Below are 20,968 nucleotides of genomic sequence, written 5' to 3'. Positions count from 1 at the left end.
GACCGCGTCAAGGAGTTCCTTGTCCGTGGCCTTGGCGGCCGCACCCGAGAAGATGCCGGCGCGCATGGTCTTGTGCTCGCGCAGGTGGCGGGTGATGGCGCGGGTGTCCACGCCCTGGATGCCGACGATCCCCTGCTCGATGAGTTCCTCGTCCAGGGAGCGTTCAGAGCGCCAGTTGGACGGGCGGCGGGCGGCATCGCGGACGATGTAGCCGGCCACCCAGATGCGGCGGGACTCGGCGTCCTCGCTGTTCACACCGGTGTTGCCGATGTGCGGCGCGGTCTGCACCACAAGCTGGCGGGCGTAGGAGGGGTCGGTGATGGTTTCCTGGTAGCCGGTCATGCCGGTGGCGAAGACTGCCTCGCCCAGGGCCGTGCCCTGCGCGCCGTAGCTGGTGCCGCGGAACATGCGGCCGTCTTCCAGGACGAATACCGCGGGGGTGGTAACTGTGGTGGAAAGGGCTGCTGGTGCCGCAGCCTCTGCTTTTGCTGTCGCTGTTTCTGTCACTGTCTTACTTTCCACTCTGGGGATCCTGGGAATGTTCCTGGGGGGCGGCGGCGATCAATTGCTGAAGGGAGTCATAGAGGGCGTCCTTGTCGGCGGCCCGGCGGGTCCGGAAGCCCGTGTCGAGTTCGTGGGTCCCGAGGTCCCAGGTGAGGACCAGGAGGCCGTCCTTTTCAACGAACTTGCCGGCCATTCCGCTTTCCTGCCGGACGGCGGTGAGGCTTCCTGCCGGGATGTAGAGCGCCGGGGCACCGGTTCTGTCGAAGAGGACGCCGTGCGGGTACACGCTGAGGACGGCATTGGTCCGGATGCCAAGCCTGTGTACCGCGATGCGGTCCAGCCAGTCTCCGGCGGTGGTGGACGCAACGTACTGGCCGTCCGCCCCGGCGAGCGGCACCCCGGGCGCCTCTGGCACGTCGGGCAACCGGCCGACGTCGGCCTGCCGCCTGAGTCGGTTGCGCCAGCCTGCCCAGATCATCACCAGGACGACGGCGATGAGCGCGGCCGTGATGAGGCCGGTGAGTAGTTTGGTGTCCATCAGGAGGCGCCTGCCGCGGACGGTTCCCGGTACGGCGTGTTGAGCTGGCCGTCCAGGACGGTGGGGTGGCCCTTGTAGAAGGTGGCCACCACCTTGCCCGGCAGCTCCAGGCCGGCGAACGGGGAGTTGCGGCCCATGGTTGCCATCTTGGCAGGGTCAACGGTCCACCGGGCGGCGGGGTCAACCAGGATGACGTTGGCGGGTTCGCCGGCGTCCAGTGGACGGCCCTGGTCCGTCATTCGGCCGATCTGCGCCGCGGCGGTGGAGGTCACTCGAGCGAAATCGGCCCAGGTCATGAGGCCGGTTTCGATCATGGTGTGCTGGACCACGGACAGGGCGGTTTCCAGCCCGGTCATGCCCATCGCGGCCTGCGCCCACTCGCATTCCTTGTGCTCGCTCGGGTGCGGGGCGTGGTCGGTGCCCACCACGTCGATGGTGCCGTCAGCCAGGCCGGCGCGCAGTGCCTGCACATCTGCATCCGTCCGCAGCGGCGGATTGACCTTGTACACCGGGTTGTAGCTGCGGACCAGGTCGTCGGTGAGCAGGAGGTGGTGGGGGGTGACTTCGGCGGTGACGTTGATGCCGCGTTCCTTGGCCCAGCGGATGATCTCCACGGATCCGGCGGTGGAGACGTGGCAGACGTGCAGGCGGGAGTCCACGTGCTGCGCCAGCAGGACGTCACGGGCGATGATGCTCTCCTCGGCCACCGCCGGCCAGCCGGTGAGTCCCAGGACGGCGGAGACGGCGCCCTCGTTCATCTGGGCTCCGGCGGTAAGGCGGGGTTCCTGCGCGTGCTGGGCCACCACGCCGTCGAAGGCTTTGACGTACTCCAGGGCGCGGCGCATCAGCACCGGATCGTGGACGCAGATGCCGTCGTCGGAGAACATGCGGACCTGGGCGCGGGAATCGGCCATGGCGCCGAGTTCGGCGAGCTGCTCGCCGGCCAGGCCGACGGTCACGGCGCCGACGGGACGCACGTCCACCCAGCCGGCCGCGCGGCCCAGGCTGTGGACCTGTTCCACCACACCGGCGGTATCCGCCACCGGGTTGCTGTTGGCCATGGCGTGGACCGCGGTGAAGCCCCCCAGGGCGGCGGCGCGGGTGCCGGTCTCTACGGTTTCGGCATCTTCGCGGCCGGGTTCGCGCAGGTGCGTGTGCACGTCCACCATGCCGGGCAGTGCCACCAGGCCGGCGGCTTCGATGACGGTGGCGCGGTCCGCGTCTGGGTGGGTGGCAGCGGCTGCGCCCCGGGCGGCGATGACGCCGTCACTGATGAGCAGGTCCTCGGCCCCGGCGCCCAGGATCGATGCACCGCGGATCAGGTAGGTTCCGTTGTTCTCTGCCATCAGTTGCTCTCCTTGGTGGAATGGTTGCGGGCCGCGCCCGCTGTGGCGGCTGGTTCGCGGGTGTCCCCGGAGAGCAGCAGGTAGAGGGTGGCCATCCGGACCGAGACGCCGTTGCGCACCTGTGCAAGCACGGTGGAGCGGGGCGAGTCGGCGGCGGCGGAAGAAATCTCCAGGCCACGGTTCATGGGTCCGGGATGCATGATGATGGTGTCCTTCAGTCCCAGGCTGTCCAGGGCCCGGAGCCGGTTGTCATCGAAGCCCCAGCGGCGCGAGTATTCGCGGGTGGAGGGGAAGAACGAGGCGTTCATCCGCTCGCCCTGCACGCGCAGCATCATCACGGCGTCCACACCCTGCGCCAGGGTGTCATCCATGTCGTAGCTGATCTTGCAAGGCCACTGTTCGACGCCGATGGGCAGCAGGGTGGGTGGCGCCACGAGGGTGACTTCGGCGCCGAGCGTGCGGAGCAGCCAGACGTTGGAGCGGGCAACGCGGGAGTGCAGGACGTCCCCGGCGATGGCTACGCGCATGCCTTTGAGGTCTGCGCCGGTCGAGGCGGAGCCGGCCAGCTTTGACCAGTGCCGGCGCATGGTGAAGGCGTCCAGGAGGGCCTGCGTGGGGTGTTCGTGGGTGCCGTCACCGGCGTTGATGACGGCGGCGTCGATCCAGTCCGTCGCGGCGAGCCGGTGCGGCGCGCCCGAGGCCCAGTGGCGGATCACGACGGCGTCCGCGCCCATGGCTGCCAGCGTCTGGGCCGTGTCCTTGAGGGATTCGCCCTTGGAGACGGAGGAGCCCTTCGCGGCGAAGTTGATGACATCGGCGGACAGCCTCTTGGCGGCCGCTTCGAAGGAGATCCGCGTGCGGGTTGAGTCTTCGAAGAAGAGGTTCACCACGGTGCGGCCGCGGAGGGCCGGGAGCTTTTTGACTTCGCGGTCCCCGACGGCAGCCATTTCCTCGGCGGTGTCCAGGATGCGGATGGCGTTGGCCAGGCTGAGGTCTTCAGTGGAGAGGAGGTGTTTCACGCGCCGCCCTCGATAACCACTTCGTTGACTACGGAACCGTCGGCTGCGGTGTCGGTTTCCTCCAGGCGGACCCGGACCTTCTCGGCGGATGAGGTGGGCAGGTTCTTGCCCACGTGGTCGGCGCGGATGGGCAGCTCACGGTGGCCGCGGTCGATCAGCACAGCGAGCCGGACGATCCGGGGACGGCCGAGGTCGATGATGGCGTCAAGGGCGGCACGGATAGTGCGGCCGGAGTACAGGACATCATCGATGAGCACCACAACCTTGTTATCGATTCCCGTGCGCGGGAGCTGTGTGGGGTACGGCGGCCTGGTGGGCTGGTGGGAAAGGTCATCGCGGAACATGGTGACGTCCAGCTGCCCGACAATAGCGGTGGCGTCCACGGTGGGGTCCGCGGCCGCAATCTTGTGTGCGAGGCGGACGGCCAGCGGATAGCCGCGGCGCGGGATGCCCAGCAGGACCAGGTCCTTGGACCCTTTGTTGGCCTCAAGGATCTCGTGGGCGATTCGAGTGAGTGCACGGTCAATGTCCGCCTGGTTGAGGACAACCCTGGCTGGAACCGGTGCGTTTGTGACAGAAGTCAAACTCTCGTCTCCCCTTTCCCCGCCTCACGGGACGGAATTAAAAAAGGATCATTTGCGTTTCAAAATTACCACATCGGCAGGGGCATCATAGGCTTCCGGTATGTCCATGCACCCTCATCAGCCGGGTTCCGGCCAGGCCGGTGGGCCGGCCGGCCCACAGGATCCTTTCCCCACGCAGGCGAACCCCAGCTGGATGGGCCGGGTTGAACCGGAGTACTACCGGCCCGCGCCCGGAACCAATGCGGCCCGGCTGCCGCCGCTGGGGCCTCCGCAGGAAACCCTGGCTGGCCGCCGGCCCGCAGGCCTTCTGGCACTCACGGTGGGCGGCGCCGCCCTTGTTTTCCTGAGCTTGTTCCTGGTGGTGCCGTTCTTAGTGGCCAACACCGGCGTGGGCGGGTTCCTGGCAGGGTTTGTGCTGTCACTTATCCCGCTGTCCGCGGTGCTCCTTGCGGTCTATCTGATCGACCGATGGGAACCGGAACCCAAGCGGCTCCTGGTCTTCGCGTTCACCTGGGGCGCTGCGGTGTCCATCGCGGTCACGCTGCTCATCCAGCCGTTCTTCGCCCTGACTTTCCAGTTCAGCGAGGTGGCTGACTTCCAGACGTTTATGGCCACCGTCCAGGCGCCCGTGGTGGAGGAGTTCGCGAAGTCCCTGGGCCTGCTGATGATCCTGCTGCTGGCGCGCAAACACTTCGACGGTCCGGTGGACGGCATAGTCTTCGCCTTCACCATCGCCGGCGGCTTCGCGTTCACCGAAAACATCCTCTACTTTGGCAGGGCCATCGCCGAATCCGCCAACCCGGGAACGGATCTGGCCCAGATCTTCCTCCTCCGCGGCGTGATGTCACCCTTCGCCCATGCCATCTTCACGGGAACCACCGGCCTCATCATGGGTTTCGCCGCCCGCCGCTGGCACTCCGGAGCCTCGGTGCTGGCCTTTGTCATCGGACTGATCCCGGCGATGCTGCTGCATAACCGGTGGAACAGCATGGGCGCGGGTTTCCTGTCGGAATACATCCTGGTCCAGGTGCCCATCTTTGTGCTGGCCGTTGTGGGCATCGTCCTCCTCCGCGTCGCTGAAAACCGGCTCACCCGCCAACGGCTGATGGAATACTCCGCGGCTGGCTGGTTCAGCCCCGCCGAGGTGGAACTGCTGGCCACCCCGCGCGGCCGGCGGACCGCCCTGCAGTGGGCGGCCGGCTACCACCGCCGCCCGCAGATGAAGGCGTTCCTCCACGCTGCCACCCAGCTCGCCTTCACCCGCCAGCGCATCCTCAGCGGCCGCGACGTCCGGCTGCACCAGGTGGAGGAGCAGCAGCAGCTGCAGCGGATTCTGTCCCTGCGCGCCGCCGTCGCGGGCTGACTCGGGCGCCGTTCGGTTCCTCCCGTTCGGTTCCTCCTGTTCGGTTCCTCCGGCTAGGGTCCCCGGAGAGCCTCCTGCAAAGCCGTCATTGACAGTGCCTCATCAAGGACTTTGCCGAAGTTCGCCGCATCGTGGGCGAACCGGCCCAGGAAGAGCCCGGAGACGCCGTCGAGCGCGGGCAGCAGCCCTGGCTTGGCCGACCCGCCATAGATAACCAGCGGGTCCCCCAACGCGTCGCCTGCCTCGTGCGAATGGGCAGCCAGCCGCGTCCGGAGTGAACGCACGACGGCGGCGACGTAGCCTGCGTCGGCGGGCTCCGCTGCGCCAATGGCCCAGACCGGTTCGTAGGCGATCATGAGCCGGGATGCCAGGGCCCAGTCACCGCCGACCGCCTCGTCGATCTGCTGATGGACAAATGCAGCCGCTCCGCTGGCTCCGGTCCCGCTTTTTTCATCGCGTGTTTCCTCGCCCACGCACAGCAGCGGGGTGATGCCGGCGTCGTCGGCTGCCCTGACTTTCCGGGCGATCATGGTGTTGTCCTCGCCGAAGTGCCGCCGCCGTTCGGCGTGGCCGATCTCCACGAGGCTTACCCCAAGCTCGGCCAGAAGCGAGGGCGACACCTCACCTGTCCACGGGCCGTCCGCCCAGCCGCAGTTCTGGGCCCCCAGCAGAAGCGGTGATCCTGAGATGACGCTGCCGGCGGCCGGAAGAACCGGGAAGGAAGGGATCACAAACGGGACCACCCGCCCGGCCGCAAGGGCCGGACGGGAGTCCACTTCATGCCGTATGCGGGCGAGCCAGTCCAGGCAGTCCCGGTATCCCATGTACATCTTGGTGCTGACGCCGATGTAGAGGATCTCCGGGGTGCCGCTCTGGTCAGCGCTGCTCCATTCAGTCATGGTGTCCGGTCACTTGTTGTCGAGCAGATCGTCGGCCTTGTTGCGGAACCTCTTGGTGGCGTACATCATGATGGCCGCCACGAACGGAAGCACGCCGAGGGCGTAAACGCCCATGGTGCCGGTGTCCGATGCGGTGACCTGGTTGACCGTGGTCCGCAGGATGGGGGCCACGAAACCGCCCAGGTTACCCAGCGAGTTGATCAGGCCGATGCCCGCAGCGGCCGCCGTTCCGGTGAGGAACGCCGTCGGGTAGGACCACGCGATGGGACCGATCGAGAGGAAGCTGCACACCGCGAGCGTGATGAAGATGATGCCCAGCGCCGGGAGGTGGTTGGAGCCCGCCCAGGCGGAGCCGAAGATGCACAGGCCGGTGGAGATAAACAGCCCGGTGCCCCAGACGCGGCGGCGGACGATGGTGTTGGCCGCCTTCCCGATGAAGTAGCACGCGAAGATGCCGAAGAACCATGGGATGGCCGCCAGCAGGCCCACTTCGATGCCCACCTTCTGCCCGGTGAGCTGTGCCACCTGCTGCGGCAGGTAGAACGTCACGCCGTAGACGGCGATCTGGAGGCAGAAGTAGATGGCGGTGAAGTACCAGACCTTGCGGTTCTTCATGGCGGCGAGGACACCGCGGGGGCCGTCCTTTTCCTTGACCCCGTCCTCGAGGGCCATAACGTCCAGCAGCGCCTTCTTCTCGTCCTTGTCCAGGAATTTCGCGTCCTGCGGGGTGTTGATGAGGAAGAAGTAGGCGGCAATACCGGCGAGTACAGCCAGCATGCCTTCAACGAAGAACATGACCTGCCAGCCGGCAACGCCGGGAACCTGGTCACCGATGTTGATGAGCCACCCCGACAGCGGGGCGCCCATCATCTGGGAGAACGGCTGGGCCAGGTAGAAGATGGCGAACATCTTGACGCGGACTTTGTTGGGGAACCAGGCGGCCAGGAACATGATGACGCCCGGGAACAGGCCGGCCTCGGTCACGCCGAGCAGGAAGCGCAGGATGATGAAGGACGTCTCGCCCTGGACGAAGGCGAAGCAGGCCGAGACGATGCCCCACGTGATGGCGATGCGGGCCAGCCACACCTTGGCGCCGAACTTGGTCAGCAGCAGGTTGGAAGGGATCTCGAACAAGGCGTAGCCGATGAAGAAGATACCGGCGCCCAGGGCATATGCGCCGGCGGTGATGCCCCTGTCCACCTCAAGTGCTGCCTCGGCGAAGCCCACGTTGGTGCGGTCCAGGAAGGCCACGACGTACAGGATGACGAGCATCGGCATCAGCCGGAAGGAGGCTTTGGAGATCGCCGATTTTAGGACCGGTGAATCCAGTAACTCCTTGGTGGCGTTTGTTCCAGTGGTGACAGTCATTCAAACTCCTCGTTGAGTAAGCAGGTGAGCAAATCAGTGGAAGGTGGAGCGGTTAGAGCGAGAAGGCGATGAGTATTGCGCCAACCAGGCAGGCGAACACGCCCACGGCCAGGTAGATTCTGCGTTCCTTGGTCCAGGAGCCCATGGTGGTCCTTCCTAGTGCATGTAGAGTCCGCCATCCACGTTCAGCGTCTGGCCGGAGATGTATCCGGCGTCCTCGCTGATGAGGAAGGCGATGGCTGCTGCGATGTCGCGGGTGGAACCGACTCGGTTGACCACGAGGTCCTTGGTGAGTTCGTCTTTGCGTTCCTGGCTGAGGGTGCCGCCCATGATGTCCGTGTCGACGGGGCCGGGGGAAATGGCGTTCACCGTGATGTCGTACTCCCCCAGCTCGCGGGCGGTGGCGCGGGTCAGGCCGATGACCCCTGCCTTCGCCGCGGAGTACGGCGTTTTGGAGAAAGTGCCGCCACCGCGTTGGGCGGACACGGAAGAGATGTTCACGATGCGTCCGATCCGGTTCTTCGCCATGGATTCGGCGACGCGGCGGGTGGCGTAATGGACACCGTTGAGGTTGATGCTCATAACGCGGTCCCATTCAGCGGCGTCCAGTTCGAGGTACGGAACTGGTGAGCTGACACCGGCCACGTTGGCCAGTGCGACGACCTGCGGCAGCTCTGCTTCGATCGAGTCGATGGCCGCGCGGACGGAGGCTTCGTCGCCGATGTTGGCGCCGACGCCGTGGGCCTTCACGCCGTACTGGGCGGCGATTTCCTTGGCGGTGGACTGGGACTGGGCGTCATCCAGGTCGATGATGCCGATGTTCCAGCCCTGGGCGGCAAGGTAGCCGGCCGTGGCGCGGCCGATACCGCGTTCGGAGACGGCGCCGGTGATGATGGCGGTGCGTTCGGCGGGGAAAGTGGCCATGGAAATGCTCCTTAGTTGATGGGGGCCGGGCCGAGCTCGTCGATGAGCTTCTGCATGGCCACGTATGCCCTGTTGCGGTAGGCGATGAGTTCCGGGGTGCGTTCGGCGGGGACGTTGAGGAAGCCGGCGCCGGTCTTGGTACCGAGCTTGCCTGCTTCCACCAGGTCACTCAGGATCCTGGGCGTGGCGAAGCGTTCCGGGAATTCGGTCTGCAGTGACTTGTAGCAGAAGTTGTAGACGTCCAGGCCGGCCATGTCTGCGATCGCGAACGGACCGAAGAACGGCAGGCGGAAGCCGAAGGTGGTGCGGACCAGGGTGTCCACGTCCTCGGCGGTGGCGATTCCCTGCTCCACGAGCTGCGCGGCCTCGTGGAAGAGTGCGTACTGCAGGCGGTTCAGGACGAATCCGGTGACGTCCTTGACCACCGCGGTCTGCTTGTTGGCGGCATGGACGAGGTCCCGGACGGCACCGATGGTGGCGGCCGACGTGCCGGCATGCGGGATGATTTCCACGCCAGGGATGAACGGGGACGGGTTCGAGAAGTGCACGCCCAGGAACCGCTCCGGGTTGGCGACCGGCTCGGACAGCTCCGCGATGGAGATGGTTGACGTGTTGGAACCGATGATGGCGTCCGGCCGGGCAGCGGCGCTGATCCGCGCCAGGGTCTGGTGCTTGATGGCGATGACTTCGGGCACGGCTTCCTCGATGAAGTCGGCATCCGCCACGGCTTCCTCGATGTCCTTGGCCGCCCACAGATTCTGCTTGAGGATGGCCGTTGACCCCTCGGGGAACAGGCCGTCGGCGACGAACTGGTCCGATTCGGCCAGCAGCCGCTCATAGTTGTTCTGCGCCACCTCGGCGGAGACATCGGCCAGGGCAACCCGGGCTCCGCCCAGTGCCAGGACCTGGGCAATACCGCCGCCCATGTATCCCGATCCGACGACGGCGATCTTGCGTGCGCTGTTGGGTGTTGTGGTCATGATCAGACTGCCTTCGTGTATTCGGGCTCATAGGAGCAGATGGCGTCGACCTTGCCGGCGGACGCTGAACTTTCATCAAAGCGGTACTCGAGCCACTCGCCCACGAGCTTTTTGGCGAGTTCCAGGCCGATGACCCGCTGGCCCAGCGTGAGGACCTGGGCGTTGTTGCTGAGGACGGAGCGCTCCACGGAATAGCTGTCGTGGGCGGTCACCGCACGGATTCCGGGCACCTTGTTGGCCGCGATGGCTACACCCAGTCCCGTTCCGCAGATGAGGAGTGCGCGGTCTGCTTCCCCGTCCGCCACCTTGCGGGCGGCCTTGACCGCGACGTGCGGGTAGGCGGTGGCATCGTTGGCCCCAACCCCGATGTCCAGCACGGCGGCAACGCGGCTGTCTGCCGTGAGCAGCGCCTTCAGTGCTTCCTTGTACTCAACGCCGGCCTCATCGTTGCCGATGACGATGCGCCAACCTGCGTGGGTGTTCATGTTGTTGCTCCTTTTCCGGCCGCGTAAGCCAGTTCAGAATGGACCAGCCCTGGCTCCGTGAAGTTTGGCTCCGCCAGGCCAGAGTGGATGTAGGCGGCAATCCGTTCGGCGATCAGTCCAAAGGAGACCGCGCCGGGGTCGGGGTGCCCGAGGCTCTTTTCGGCCAGCGGACGGGCACGGCCCTTGAGCGGGCGCAGTTCCGCCGTTTTGGCAGCCGCCGCCCTGGCAGCGGAGGCGGCAACGGTGAGGGCCTGGGCCAGGGTGGTGCCGCCGTCGAACTCCCGGAGGAACGCCGCCCGGAAAGGCAGGAGCGCGTCCACCATGGTCTTGTCGCCCGGCTCGGCCTTGCCGAGCTCGGTAATGGCGCCCACGAATGCGGTCACGGCGGCGATCGCGTCCTCATCGGTGTAGGTTTCCCGGTTGCCCAGGGCAAATCCGGACGCGATGACCGCAGATCCCCACAGTGCGCCTGACGTGCCGCCGGCCCGTTCGCTCCAGCCTTCGCCGGCTGCTTCAAGCACCCGCCCCACCGACGCCCCGGACGCTGCGGCCTGTGCCGCGGCGCCGGCTGCTGCCTCCACGCCGCGGCGCATGCCGATGCCGTGGTCGCCGTCGCCGGCTATGGCGTCCAGGTTGCCCAGTTCCTCTTCGTGTTCGACGACGACGTCCCGCACTTGGGCGAGCACGGCGGCTGCCTGCCGGCCCAGGCCCGCTGCTGCCGCCGTCGTTTCCTCTACTTCGCCGGCCACGGCGTCTTCCGGCCCGGCCAGCTGGCGGCGGGCACGCGGAGCCAGGTTGCCCTTGCGGTAGGCCGGTGAGTCTGCTGGCGCGGCCCAGTAGCGTTCGAGTTCCTCATCCAGCCAGAGCAGCGTGAGGGATAGCCCTGACATGTCCAGGCTCGTGACCAACTCGCCGCATTCCGGTTCCACCACGGTCAGTCCGGCGTTGACGAGGAGTCTCTCGATCTTGCCGAACAGGAGGAAAAGTTCGTCGTACTTGACGGTACCGAGGCCGTTGACGATGGCCACCACGCGGCTTCCGCGGTGATCCGGGGTGTCCGCGAGGAGGCGCGAGACCAGCAGTTCAGCGAGTTCGGACGCCGTGGGCATGGGATGTTCCGAGATGCCCGGTTCCCCGTGGATGCCCAGGCCCAGGGACATCTGGCCTGCGGGCACGTGGAAGAGCGGTCCGGCGGCGCCGGGCAGGGTGCAGCCGTCGAAGGCCACGCCCAGGGAACGCGTGCGGTCATTGGCCTTGATGGCAAGCCGTTCCACGTCGTCCAGGCTCAGGCCCGCTTCGGCGGCGGCGCCGGCAATCTTGAACACCGTGAGGTCGCCGGCGATGCCGCGGCGCTTTCCGATCTGGTCCAGTGGTGCACTGGCGATGTCGTCCGTGACGGTGACCGTGCGGGTCTCGATGCCTTCGGCGTTCAGGCGCAGCTGCGCCTGGCCGAAGTGCAGGACGTCGCCCGCGTAGTTGCCGTAGCTCAACAGCACTCCCCCGCCGGCATTTGCCTCTTTGGCCACGCGGTAAATCTGCCCGGCGGCCGGTGAAGCGAACATGTTGCCGCAGGCGGAGGCTGCTGCCAGCCCCGGCCCAACCAGACCGGCGAAGGCCGGGTAGTGGCCGGAGCCGCCGCCGACGACGAGTGCGACCTGGCCGGCGGGCATGTCAGTCGAGCGGACCACACCGCCGTCCACGCGGGCAACGTATGCGCGGTTGGCAGCGACGAAGCCGTCCAGCGCCTCATCCGCGAAATCAGCAGGATTGTCAAAGATCTGCGTCATGGCTCTTCCTAGACTCCTGCCAGTTCCGCGGCGGGCTGCTGCCGCCCCTGGGACACCTGGCTCTGGCCCAGGGCGTAGCCGTCCCGCTTCGGCAGGACATGGCGGCGGAGGTACTCCTGGTTGCGTGCCGTCACGCTCAGGCCGTCCCCGCCGTAGTGCTCGGCGCAGATGATGCCCTGGTAGCCGGAGGCGAGTGCAACCTTGAAGGCTTCGCGGTAGTTGATGAGGCCGCTCTCCATCGGGGCGGGCATGGTGATGTAGCTGTCCCGCGCCACGTCCTCGTCCCGGATGTAGTTCTTCATGTGCCAGTAGTTCGAATACGGCATGGTCTTGGCTACCATTTCGCGCCAGTCCTCGATGGGCCGGTGCAGCCGGATCAGGTTGCCGAGGTCCGGGTTGAGCCCAACATTGGCCAGGCCGATGTCCTGCACCAGCTGTACCGAGGAGTCTGCTGTGCCGAGGTAGGTATCCTCGTACATCTCCAGGGAGAGCAGGACGCCGGCGTCTGCTGCGTGCTGGCCCAGCTCGCGGATGCGGGAGACTGCCTTGCCCCACACTTCCTTGTCCCCCACCGGGTCCTTGTAGCCCTCAACGGTCCAGAACCACAGCTGCTTCTGCTGCTCCGGGGTAATGGCCTGGTGCAGTCCGAAGGAGACTACTTCGCAGCCGAGCTCGGCGGCTGCGTCGATGGTCCGGTGGCTGTAGGCGAGGTTGTCGGCCCAGTCCGTCTGATGGATCACGCTGCGGCGGATGGCGGAAATGACCGGGATCCCGATGCCCACAGTCTCTGCAGTCTGTTTGAACTCGGCGAGCCGCTCTTTGCTCAGATCGCCGGGACGGACCCAGCTGTCGGTCAGGTCAGCGTTGGCGAAGCCGGCTTCCTTGACCTCGGTCAGGACTTCCGCCCAACTGGACGCGTCGGCGTCGTTGATATGTGTGCCCTGGGCATCAGTTCCCGGAAACTGCAGCAGCGCTGCGGTGATGGGCCAGTTCTCAGCTGTGTAAGCCACGGTGCTTTACTCCTTCGTAATCCTCTTTCCTATAGGATCTACTATCAAAAAAGAGTTGTCAAGATCACATCCCTGAGAGGCGCTGCCCGTCCGGGTTCAGCTTTCCGGGGCGTCGGCAATGGCCCGGGAACGGACCTTGCGGATGTGGTCCGCCATCGCTGCGGCTGCTTTGTCGGGATCGCCGGTGGTAACGGCGGCCAGAACTGCCTCGTGTTCCGCGATGGCGTGCTCGGCATCCGTAATGCCCACGCCGCCGAAGAGCCGGAACCGTTGGACCTGTCCTCCGAGGGCTGAGTAGGCGGCCTCCATAAACTGGTTTCCGGTTTGCCGCGCAATCAGCTGGTGGAACCTCTCGTCCGCTTCGAGGTAGTCCTTGAACTCGGCAAACGAAGGTCCCCGGGGTGCGGATTTCAGGTCCTCGACGGCCTTCCCGAGCTCGGCCAGGCCATGCTGGTTGATGCGTTCACAGGCCAGCCGGGCGTTGACGGGCTCGATTGCCAACCGCGCCTCCATCAGCTCCGCAAAATCCTCCTGCGTAAAAACGGGAGCCACGCGGTAGCCTTTCAGCGCCACCCGCCGGACCATTCCGGTGTGCTCAAGCCGAGCAAGGGCCTCGCGGACCGGAGTGGGAGAAACGTCCAGTTCGCGGGCCGTCCCGTCAATGCTGACCACGGCGCCGGGCGCCAGCCGGCCATCCATAAGGGAGGCCAGGAGCTCCGCGTAAACATGGTCCGCCAGCACCTCGCGGCTGACCGCGCGGCCGGCCCTGCGGGGGCCGGTCTGGTCATCTGTGCTGCTGCCGGCGCGGGGGCCTGTGGACGCGTTTTGCATAGTCAGATCCTATAGGAAGCGCCGGTCAGCGATCGTTTCCGGGGACGCAAAGAACCCCGGCCAGGTGGACCTGGCCGGGGCTCTTTATGGCGCCGTTCGCGGGCTCTTGGCCCGCGGCATAGCAGCTCAGGCCAAGAGGGAGGGCTTCAGCTGCTGCAGCCGGCCGAGGAGGCCGTTAATGAACGACGGCGATTCATCCGTTGAGAGCGTCTTGGACAGTGCCACTGCCTCACTGACCGCGACACCGTCGGGAACGTCGTCGTTGTACAGCAGTTCCCAGGTGCCGATCCGCAGGATGATGCGGTCCACCGAAGGCATACGTTCCAGGGTCCAGCCCTGGGAATAGGTCTCGAGAAATTCGTCGATGGCGGTCTGCTGTGAGACGACGCCTTCCACGATTTCCAAGGTGTACGGGTTCACGATCTGGTCGGTCAGTTCGCGCCGGGACCTGAGTACATCGAAGGCGGAAACCGAGCGCTGCTCGGCCTCGAAGAGGACATCCAGTGCCCTGTTACGGGCCTTACCGCGTGCGCTCACTACTCGCTGACCCGGCCAAGGTAGCTGCCGTCGCGGGTGTCGACCTTGACCTTGGTGTTGTTCTCGACGAACAACGGAACCTGGATCTCGTAGCCGGTTTCCAGCGTTGCGGGCTTGGTGCCGGCCGAGGAGCGGTCGCCCTGCAGGCCCGGCTCGGTGTAGGTGATCTCAAGGACAACGCTGGGCGGAAGTTCGATGTACAGCGGGTTGCCTTCGTGGATGGCGATGTTCACCATCTGGTTCTCCAGCATGAAGTTGGTGGCGTCACCAACAGTGGCGCCGGAGACAGTGAGCTGGTCGAAGTCCGAGGTGTCCATAAACACGAAGTCGGCGCCGTCCTGGTACAGGTACTGGTAGTCCCGGCGGTCAACCGTGGCCGTCTCGATCTTAAGGCCGGCGTTGAACGTCTTGTCTACAACTTTGCCGGACATCACGTTCCGCATCTTGGTCCGCACAAACGCGCCACCTTTGCCGGGCTTGACGTGCTGGAATTCAATGATGTTCCAGAGCTGGCCCTCAAGCTTCAGGACCGTTCCGTTCTTGATGTCGTTAGTGGTTGCCACTGGTATCCTCTGGTTTCTATCTGTCTGGTCAGTTGTCAGACGTTCTATGCCGGCCAGGCAAGCCGAACGGCCCGCCAGCGCGTGTTTATCAAAAATCCAAGAACCATTCTACCGGTAAAACCCGGGCGGACTGCGTCCGGGCCTTCCGGCCGCCAACCCCGGAACGTAACAGGCCTGTCAGCAGGCAAGATCCAGGACGTCGCGGGCCCGCTGAAGCGCCACGGTGGACGAGTAGATCTGTGCGGCATCAGCCGATTGCGCAACCCGCAGGTCCAAGGCACGGGCAAAGGCTTCCACCGCGGCGGACGTATGTCCGGCGGCGTACTGGGCCTTGCCCAGGTATTGCAGGACCAGGGCTTCACGGTCGGTCCCCTGGAACTCCGCGAGCAACTGCCTGAACAAATCAAGGGCGCGGTCGGTGCGGTGTGAGACACGCAGCACCTCGGCCTCGAACGTGCGAAGCCGGAAGGACTCAGGGTCCTTGAAGCGGGCCTCCGCGAGGAGTTCGGCCGCCTCCGCAGCGTGCCCTTCCACGATCAGGACGAAGATCTGGTCTGACGGGTCCGTGGACGCCGCCAGGGCCGCGCGGCAAGCGTCCTCGTTGACGATCTCCGGCAGCAGGGAGACCGGGTTGATCCGGATTCCGGGGAAGCCAGCCTCGGGCCAGTCGCTGGTGCCTGCCACGTCGCCCTGCATCAGGAGGCGATTTCCTGGTAGGCGGCGAAGAGCAGCGACGTGTCCGGGACATCCAGGATGCCCGGCTTGGCGATGCCGTCCAGGACCACAAAGCGCAGGAGGTCCCCGCGTGACTTCTTGTCCCGCCGCATGCCGTCCAGCAGCCCCTGCCAGCGGTCCCGCCTGTACGTGACCGGGAGGCCCAGGGTTTCCAGGATGCTGCGGTGTCGGTCGGCGTCGGCGTCACTGAGCCGGCCAACGCTGCGGGCAAGTTCAGCGGCGAACATCATGCCCACCGATACCGCCGCGCCGTGGCGCCAGGAGTACCGTTCCACCAGTTCAATGGCGTGCGCCAAGGTGTGGCCGTAGTTCAGGATTTCGCGCAGCCCGGATTCCTTGAGGTCTTCCGAGACCACCTTTGCTTTGACCGCGATGGCGCGTTCAATGAGTTCGCGCAGGGCGTCCGATCCGGGGTCGGTGGCCGCTGCCGGGTCCTCTTCGATCAGGTCAAGGATGGCCGGATCTGCGATGAAGCCGCATTTAATGACTTCGGCCATGCCGGAAATGATTTCGTTCCGGGGCAAGGTGTTCAGGGTGTCCAGGTCCACCAGCACGCCGGCCGGCGGGTGGAAGGAGCCCACCAGGTTCTTGCCCTCAGCCGTGTTGATGCCGGTCTTTCCACCCACGGAAGCATCCACCATGCCCAGCAGGCTGGTGGGCATGTGGATGACCTTGACGCCGCGGAGCCAGGTGGCCGCGACAAATCCGGCCAGGTCGGTGACGGCTCCGCCGCCCACTGCCACGATGGCGTCGGAGCGCGTGAAGTCGTTCTGGCCCAGGACCTGCCAACAGAAAGCGGCGACCTGGATGTGTTTGCCTTCTTCGGCGTCCGGGATTTCCGCGGTCAGCGAGGTGAAACCCGCTGCAGCGAGCTCGTCGCGGACAGTGTCACCAGTGAGCCGCAGCGCACGGGGATGGATGACCAGCACACGCCGGACCCGCTCCCCCAGCAACGCCGGAAGGTTCCCCAGCAGACCGCGGCCAACTACGACGTCGTAATTCTGCCCAGCGGATTCGCCGGTGACCTTGATGACTGTTGAATCAACGCTCAATTTTCAACTTCCTGTTTGGCGGCCGCGTAGTCACGCAGCGCAACTTCGAGCCGGTGTCCCAGCTCGCTGACCGAGCCCTGGCGGACATCCACCACAAGATCGGCCAGCCGTTCGTAAACGGGTTTCCTGGTAATAAACAGGGCGGACCATCGGGCCATGGCATCGCCGGCGAGCAGCGGCCGGCCCGAGTTCCGGGCGATGCGGCTGGCCACGGTTTCCTCATCACATTCGAGGTACACCACAGTGCAGCGGCCCAGGAGCTGCTGCGTGCCGGAATCCAGCACGGCGCCGCCACCCAAGGAAATCACGCTGGCCGCGCCTTCTGCATGCTCCACCGCGCTGGCAACGGTCCGGGCCTCGATCTCCCGGAACGCGTGCTCGCCGCGGCCGGCAAAAATGGAGGCGATGCTGCCATGGGCGTCCACGATCAGGCTGTCCGTATCGACGAAGGGCACGTCCAGCAGCTTGGCCAGCTCGTGGCCGATCGCGGACTTTCCCACCGCCATGGGTCCGATGAGGACAATGGGCCGGTTGCCAGGCACACCGGCCTTGCGGCTCCCGGGCACTAGTGGCCGATCGAGTCCAGGGATGCCGGAATGTTGTCCAGGTAACCCTTGATATTGCGGGCGGTCTCCGCCACGGAGTCACCGCCGAACTTTTCGGTGACGGCTTCCGCCAGAACCAGCGCGACCATCGCCTCGGCCACCACGCCGGCAGCCGGCACGGCACAGACGTCGGAGCGCTGGTGATGCGCCTTGGCAGGCTCCCCCGTGCTCACGTCAACCGTGCGAAGGGCGCGGGGCACCGTGGCGATGGGCTTCATGGCCGCCCGCACGCGCAGGACGTCGCCGATGCTCATGCCGCCTTCAATGCCGCCGGCCCGGTTGCTGGTCCGGATGATCTTGCCGTCCGCGTCCTTGACGATTTCGTCGTGGGCAGCGGAGCCGCGGCGCGCAGCCGTCAGGAAACCGTCGCCGACCTCCACGCCCTTGATGGCCTGGATGCCCATCAAGGCGGCGGCGAGGCGCGAATCAAGCCTGCGGTCCCAGTGGACATAGCTGCCCAGCCCCGGCGGCAGTCCGTACGCGAGAACCTCCACCACACCGCCCAGGGTTTCGCCTTCCTTGTGGGCGGCGTCAACCTCGGCCACCATGGCGTCGGAGGTCTCGCGGTCAAAACAGCGCAAAGGATCGGCGTCGAGCGCAATCACGTTGGCCGGAACGGGCAGCGGACGGCCCTCGGGCACGGTCACACTGGCGATGGAGACGGTGTGGCTGACCAGTTCGATACCGAGCGCCTTGAGGAACTGGGACGCCACGGTGCCCATGGCAACCCGCGTGGCGGTCTCCCGGGCGCTGGCGCGTTCCAGGACAGGGCGGGCCTCGGTGAACCCGTACTTCTGCATCCCGGTGAAGTCTGCGTGGCCCGGACGGGGCCGGGTCAGGGGTGCGTTGCGGGCCTGGTCGGCCAGGATTTCCGGATCCACCGGATCGGCAGCCATGATCTGCTCCCACTTGGGCCATTCGGTGTTGGCGACCTGGACGGCCACCGGACCGCCCTGGGTCAGGCCGTGGCGGACGCCGCCGAGAATGGTCACGACGTCCTGCTCGAACTTCATCCGGGCGCCCCGGCCGTAGCCAAGGCGGCGGCGTGCCAATGAATCGGCGATCTGCCCGCTGGTGAGTTCAACACCGGCGGGGACGCCTTCAATAATTCCCATTAGGGCCGGACCATGGGATTCACCGGCAGTCAACCAACGCAACATAATTTCCATCCTGCCACGTATGGCGGTCAGAACGCCCGTCGGGGAAGGCCGACTGAGTCGCACATCACATCTATGACAGACGCATTAACGTCCTCACCGCGGCCAGTGAACAGGCGTACCTGTTCCACCGCCTGGTACAACAACATTTCGAGCCCGGGCACCACCGCACCGCCGCCGGACTGCCACGCCGACGCAATCTGGCTGGGCCACGGATCATAGGCCACGTCCAGGAGGACACCGGGTGTTCCGGTTCCCAACGCGGCGATCTCCGCCGCCAGCCCGTCCGCTGCGCGCGGCGGGAGCGTGGAAATTACGACGTCGGCACTTGCGGTCGGAACGGCGGCTTCGGTCAGCGGCCGGACGGCTATGGAAAGGCCTACTCCGGCCGCGGCGGCGCGTGCTTCGTCGGCCCGGGAGATATCCCGGACGAACACCTGGGCGTGCTGCGTGCCCAGATCCTTCAGCGCGGCCACAGCGGCCGCGGCTGTACCGCCGCCGCCCAGCACCACCGCAGCGGGGCTGGCCGCCACTCCGGCGTTAAGGACAGCGTTGACGATGCCGGCGACGTCGGTGTTGTAGCCGATGCGCCTGACGGAGCCCAGGTCTTCCTCGAAGGCGACGGTGTTGACCACACCCAGCGTCCGTGCCACGCCGCGGACTTCGTCCACCTCGGCAAACATGCCTGATTTCAGGGGCATGGTGACTGAGAGTCCACACCAGCCCTGCTGCGTCCTGACCTGTTCCATAAAGGCGGGCAGAGCCTGCTCGGTCAGGTCCAGGGCCGTGTAGGCGATGTCCATCCCGAGTTTGCCGTAGGCCGCCAGGTGCAGGGCCGGGGACTTGGAGTGGCTGATCGGATGGCCCAGGACGGCGGCCCGGAGACTCATGTGCAGCGGCCCACGTTGGCCTGGCACCAGGTGTTGTACTGGTTGACGTAGACGTTGTGTTCGTCGAGCGTCTTGGAGAACTTAGTCTCCTTCGTGTCCAGGTTGATGGTTACCCAGTACAGGTAATCGTTGGTTTTAGGTTTCGCCGCCGCATCGATGGCGGTCTTGCCCGGGGAGCCGATGGGGCCCGGCGGCAGGCCCGGGTTGGCGTAGGTGTTGTACAGGTTGGATTTGTCCTGGCGCTCTTCATCGGTGAAGTTGAAGCTCTTGGTGCCCAGCCCGTACGTCACAGCAGAATCCACCTGCAAATATCCGGAGGTCTGGTCATTCGGCTTGAGGCGGTTGTAGATGGCCCCGGCAACGTCGCCGTACTCAGCCTGTCCGCCTTCGGCCTGGACAATGCTTGCCACGATCACAGCTTCATACTGCTTCGCCGGATCGGAGATGCCCTGCGCCACCAGTTCGTCCGTGGTTACTTTCACCAGCGACTGGAGGATGTCCTTGGCCGGTGTGCCAAGCGGGAAGCGATATTCCCCCGGGGCGAGGAAACCCTCAAGGTTTTTGGCGTTGGCCGGGAGCCCAAACTGCGTGGGAGCGTTGCTGAGCTCCTTCAGTTGCTGCAGCGACACACCGGAGCCTTCGGAGATGGCCTGAAGCGACTCGCCGACTCTGAGACCGGCGCTCAAGGCGAAGTAGATGACCTTGCTCTTGTCGGTGCCGAGCAGGACGCTGACGGCGTCGGAGTTCTTCATTTCCATCTTGAACGTGTAGTCCCCCGGCGACAATGTTCCGCCGGAAGTCGCAAATGCCTGCAGGAAAGTGTCAGCGTTGGCCACTACTTTCCCGCTTTCCAGTTTGGTGGCCACGGAGCGCGTACCTTCACCTGGCTGGACCGAAACTATGACTTCGCCCGTTCCGGGGCCGGGGTAGTCGGCCGCCTTATCGTTTCCCAGCAAGGGCTTCAGGAACTGCGCGCCCACGGCGATCGCTGCCACGAAGACCACAAGAGTCAGGAACAGCGCCAGGAGGCGGCGCCGGCGCCGCACCTTCTTGGAGGGCTTTGCCACTACGGGAAGCGTGGCTGCGCCGGCGAACAGGCCGGTGTCGGGGTGGTGATCATCAGCGTAGTGGTCATCGGCATTGTCATCATCATGGTGGCCTGCATCGTGGTGTTCTTCGTCCGGATAGTGGAGCCCGGCGTCGTGCGCTTCGTCAGGGTGGAGGTGCCCGGCGTCGTGCGCTTGATAAAAGTGCTGGTCTTCGGGGTGGTATTCCTGAACCTGGGCTTCGTCCGGCTGGTGGTCTGCGGCCGGACCGGCGTCCTGGATGGAAGGCGGCGTTTCCGGGGCTGTGGGGACGGCCGGCTGCGGCTCCGGATCCGGTTCAGGCGCCTGAACCGGTTCGGCCGCCTGGACCGGAGCGGGGGCAGGCGCAGGAATGGGTGCAGCTTCGGGAACAGGAGCCGTGGCAGGTGCGGGCGCATCCTGCCCCGTTTCGTAGGCCTGCTCGGGAACCACATCGCTGCCTCCCGTGTGCTTCTCCAGGGCGCGGAGCTCTTTTCGGGTCAGCGGCCTGGCGCCATCGTTGCTCGTGGCGCCTGGGGCGTCGTCGTTACTGGACGGGCTCACTGTAGCCTTCCGTGTTCTGAGATCGGGTCGTGCCTTCCGGGGCCGCATGCTCGGGCTGGACTGCCGAACCTGCTCCGGATGGCCGAGTACGGGGCGGCGCAGTCACGCGGCTGCCAACGTCCGTTCCCCTGGCTTTTTGCATGTCGATGGCGTGCTGGAGGAT

The 20,968-nt window shown here is 65.9% G+C and carries 22 protein-coding genes and 1 pseudogene; 1 reads left to right on the top strand and 22 read right to left on the bottom strand.

The annotated features are described in order from the left end of the window. The 5 genes from V6M49_RS08840 to pyrR all read right to left on the bottom strand — a co-directional run. Nucleotides 1–423: carbamoyl-phosphate synthase domain-containing protein (locus tag V6M49_RS08840; protein WP_332760889.1), on the bottom strand; the 423-nt coding region annotated here is incomplete at its 3' end. A gap of 88 nt (nucleotides 424–511) precedes the next feature. Further along, on the bottom strand, nucleotides 512–1,042 hold the full coding sequence (locus V6M49_RS08835; protein WP_141140721.1) for a PH-like domain-containing protein: 531 nt from the start codon (nucleotides 1,040–1,042) through the stop codon (nucleotides 512–514). Next, the gene (locus V6M49_RS08830) at nucleotides 1,042–2,388 is read right to left on the bottom strand and encodes a dihydroorotase (protein WP_332760888.1); all 1,347 of its coding nucleotides are present in this window, start codon (nucleotides 2,386–2,388) and stop codon (nucleotides 1,042–1,044) included. Before V6M49_RS08830 ends, V6M49_RS08835 begins: the two co-directional genes overlap by 1 nt. Beyond that, a complete protein-coding gene (locus tag V6M49_RS08825; RefSeq protein ID WP_332760887.1) occupies nucleotides 2,388–3,407 on the bottom strand; it encodes an aspartate carbamoyltransferase catalytic subunit in 1,020 nt (339 codons plus the stop codon). Before V6M49_RS08825 ends, V6M49_RS08830 begins: the two co-directional genes overlap by 1 nt. Continuing rightward, nucleotides 3,404–3,991, bottom strand: coding sequence for a bifunctional pyr operon transcriptional regulator/uracil phosphoribosyltransferase PyrR (pyrR, locus tag V6M49_RS08820; protein WP_056340241.1), 588 nt, complete (start codon nucleotides 3,989–3,991; stop codon nucleotides 3,404–3,406). The genes V6M49_RS08825 and pyrR overlap by 4 nt, the downstream gene beginning before the upstream one ends. 100 nt (nucleotides 3,992–4,091) lie before the next feature. Between pyrR and V6M49_RS08815 the strand changes: the two genes are divergently transcribed. Further along, nucleotides 4,092–5,354 carry a PrsW family intramembrane metalloprotease gene (locus V6M49_RS08815; protein WP_332760886.1) on the top strand — a complete coding sequence of 421 codons (1,263 nt, stop codon included), beginning with the start codon at nucleotides 4,092–4,094 and terminating at the stop codon, nucleotides 5,352–5,354. Nucleotides 5,355–5,407: 53 nt separating this feature from the next. On the opposite strand, the gene V6M49_RS08810 is transcribed toward V6M49_RS08815, so the two are convergent. From V6M49_RS08810 to V6M49_RS08730, 17 genes and pseudogenes are all read right to left on the bottom strand, one after another. Beyond that, nucleotides 5,408–6,253 carry a triose-phosphate isomerase family protein gene (locus V6M49_RS08810; RefSeq protein ID WP_332760885.1) on the bottom strand — a complete coding sequence of 282 codons (846 nt, stop codon included), beginning with the start codon at nucleotides 6,251–6,253 and terminating at the stop codon, nucleotides 5,408–5,410. A 9-nt stretch (nucleotides 6,254–6,262) separates the two neighbouring features. Beyond that, nucleotides 6,263–7,621 (bottom strand): MFS transporter, encoded by a 1,359-nt coding sequence (locus V6M49_RS08805; RefSeq protein ID WP_332760884.1) that lies wholly within the window; start codon nucleotides 7,619–7,621, stop codon nucleotides 6,263–6,265. Between the two features lie 156 nt (nucleotides 7,622–7,777). Next, on the bottom strand, nucleotides 7,778–8,545 hold the full coding sequence (locus V6M49_RS08800) for an SDR family NAD(P)-dependent oxidoreductase (RefSeq protein ID WP_332760883.1): 768 nt from the start codon (nucleotides 8,543–8,545) through the stop codon (nucleotides 7,778–7,780). Nucleotides 8,546–8,556: 11 nt separating this feature from the next. Beyond that, nucleotides 8,557–9,525: a 3-hydroxyacyl-CoA dehydrogenase family protein gene (locus V6M49_RS08795; protein ID WP_332760882.1), complete on the bottom strand. Its 969-nt coding sequence runs from the start codon at nucleotides 9,523–9,525 to the stop codon at nucleotides 8,557–8,559. A 2-nt stretch (nucleotides 9,526–9,527) separates the two neighbouring features. Beyond that, entirely contained in the window at nucleotides 9,528–10,010 is a 483-nt protein-coding gene (locus V6M49_RS08790) for a ribose-5-phosphate isomerase (RefSeq protein WP_332760881.1), read from the bottom strand. Continuing rightward, nucleotides 10,007–11,797, bottom strand: a complete 1,791-nt coding sequence (locus V6M49_RS08785; protein WP_332760880.1) for a dihydroxyacetone kinase family protein — start codon at nucleotides 11,795–11,797, stop codon at nucleotides 10,007–10,009. Before V6M49_RS08785 ends, V6M49_RS08790 begins: the two co-directional genes overlap by 4 nt. A gap of 8 nt (nucleotides 11,798–11,805) precedes the next feature. Next, nucleotides 11,806–12,807: a sugar phosphate isomerase/epimerase family protein gene (locus V6M49_RS08780; RefSeq protein WP_332760879.1), complete on the bottom strand. Its 1,002-nt coding sequence runs from the start codon at nucleotides 12,805–12,807 to the stop codon at nucleotides 11,806–11,808. A gap of 96 nt (nucleotides 12,808–12,903) precedes the next feature. Further along, nucleotides 12,904–13,638 (bottom strand): GntR family transcriptional regulator, encoded by a 735-nt coding sequence (locus tag V6M49_RS08775; RefSeq protein ID WP_141140732.1) that lies wholly within the window; start codon nucleotides 13,636–13,638, stop codon nucleotides 12,904–12,906. Nucleotides 13,639–13,764: 126 nt separating this feature from the next. After that, on the bottom strand, nucleotides 13,765–14,175 hold the full coding sequence (gene nusB / locus V6M49_RS08770) for a transcription antitermination factor NusB (protein ID WP_056340263.1): 411 nt from the start codon (nucleotides 14,173–14,175) through the stop codon (nucleotides 13,765–13,767). Beyond that, a complete protein-coding gene (efp, locus tag V6M49_RS08765; RefSeq protein WP_056340266.1) occupies nucleotides 14,175–14,738 on the bottom strand; it encodes an elongation factor P in 564 nt (187 codons plus the stop codon). Before efp ends, nusB begins: the two co-directional genes overlap by 1 nt. A gap of 177 nt (nucleotides 14,739–14,915) precedes the next feature. Beyond that, entirely contained in the window at nucleotides 14,916–15,434 is a 519-nt protein-coding gene (locus tag V6M49_RS08760) for a tetratricopeptide repeat protein (RefSeq protein ID WP_104060735.1), read from the bottom strand. Continuing rightward, nucleotides 15,434–16,525: a 3-dehydroquinate synthase gene (gene aroB / locus V6M49_RS08755; protein WP_332760878.1), complete on the bottom strand. Its 1,092-nt coding sequence runs from the start codon at nucleotides 16,523–16,525 to the stop codon at nucleotides 15,434–15,436. The genes V6M49_RS08760 and aroB overlap by 1 nt, the downstream gene beginning before the upstream one ends. Next, nucleotides 16,522–17,067: a shikimate kinase gene (locus V6M49_RS08750; protein WP_332760877.1), complete on the bottom strand. Its 546-nt coding sequence runs from the start codon at nucleotides 17,065–17,067 to the stop codon at nucleotides 16,522–16,524. Before V6M49_RS08750 ends, aroB begins: the two co-directional genes overlap by 4 nt. A 23-nt stretch (nucleotides 17,068–17,090) precedes the next feature. Then, nucleotides 17,091–18,290 carry a chorismate synthase gene (gene aroC, locus V6M49_RS08745; RefSeq protein ID WP_058932358.1) on the bottom strand — a complete coding sequence of 400 codons (1,200 nt, stop codon included), beginning with the start codon at nucleotides 18,288–18,290 and terminating at the stop codon, nucleotides 17,091–17,093. 26 nt (nucleotides 18,291–18,316) lie between these two features. Continuing rightward, nucleotides 18,317–19,177: a shikimate dehydrogenase gene (locus V6M49_RS08740; protein WP_141140735.1), complete on the bottom strand. Its 861-nt coding sequence runs from the start codon at nucleotides 19,175–19,177 to the stop codon at nucleotides 18,317–18,319. After that, on the bottom strand, nucleotides 19,174–20,805 hold the full coding sequence (gene mltG, locus V6M49_RS08735) for an endolytic transglycosylase MltG (protein WP_332760876.1): 1,632 nt from the start codon (nucleotides 20,803–20,805) through the stop codon (nucleotides 19,174–19,176). Before mltG ends, V6M49_RS08740 begins: the two co-directional genes overlap by 4 nt. Beyond that, nucleotides 20,802–20,968 (bottom strand): annotated as a pseudogene (locus tag V6M49_RS08730) (Holliday junction resolvase RuvX); the annotation flags it as partial. The gene mltG and the pseudogene V6M49_RS08730, both read right to left, overlap by 4 nt.

Source organism: Pseudarthrobacter sp., assembly GCF_036675385.1.
Lineage (GTDB): Bacteria > Actinomycetota > Actinomycetes > Actinomycetales > Micrococcaceae > Arthrobacter.
Note: the sequence above shows the minus strand (reverse complement) of the source record. Positions and strands in the feature narration are given on the sequence as shown.

Coding starts and splice junctions, on each gene's coding strand:
- V6M49_RS08775 (WP_141140732.1), bottom strand. CDS start 13,638: ATGCAAAACGCGTCCACAGGCCCCCGCGCCGGCAGCAGCACAGATGAC.
- V6M49_RS08810 (WP_332760885.1), bottom strand. CDS start 6,253: ATGACTGAATGGAGCAGCGCTGACCAGAGCGGCACCCCGGAGATCCTC.
- V6M49_RS08795 (WP_332760882.1), bottom strand. CDS start 9,525: ATGACCACAACACCCAACAGCGCACGCAAGATCGCCGTCGTCGGATCG.
- V6M49_RS08805 (WP_332760884.1), bottom strand. CDS start 7,621: ATGACTGTCACCACTGGAACAAACGCCACCAAGGAGTTACTGGATTCA.
- V6M49_RS08760 (WP_104060735.1), bottom strand. CDS start 15,434: ATGCAGGGCGACGTGGCAGGCACCAGCGACTGGCCCGAGGCTGGCTTC.
- V6M49_RS08800 (WP_332760883.1), bottom strand. CDS start 8,545: ATGGCCACTTTCCCCGCCGAACGCACCGCCATCATCACCGGCGCCGTC.
- V6M49_RS08740 (WP_141140735.1), bottom strand. CDS start 19,177: ATGAGTCTCCGGGCCGCCGTCCTGGGCCATCCGATCAGCCACTCCAAG.
- aroC (WP_058932358.1), bottom strand. CDS start 18,290: ATGTTGCGTTGGTTGACTGCCGGTGAATCCCATGGTCCGGCCCTAATG.
- V6M49_RS08815 (WP_332760886.1), top strand. CDS start 4,092: ATGTCCATGCACCCTCATCAGCCGGGTTCCGGCCAGGCCGGTGGGCCG.
- V6M49_RS08785 (WP_332760880.1), bottom strand. CDS start 11,797: ATGACGCAGATCTTTGACAATCCTGCTGATTTCGCGGATGAGGCGCTG.
- V6M49_RS08830 (WP_332760888.1), bottom strand. CDS start 2,388: ATGGCAGAGAACAACGGAACCTACCTGATCCGCGGTGCATCGATCCTG.
- V6M49_RS08790 (WP_332760881.1), bottom strand. CDS start 10,010: ATGAACACCCACGCAGGTTGGCGCATCGTCATCGGCAACGATGAGGCC.
- V6M49_RS08835 (WP_141140721.1), bottom strand. CDS start 1,042: ATGGACACCAAACTACTCACCGGCCTCATCACGGCCGCGCTCATCGCC.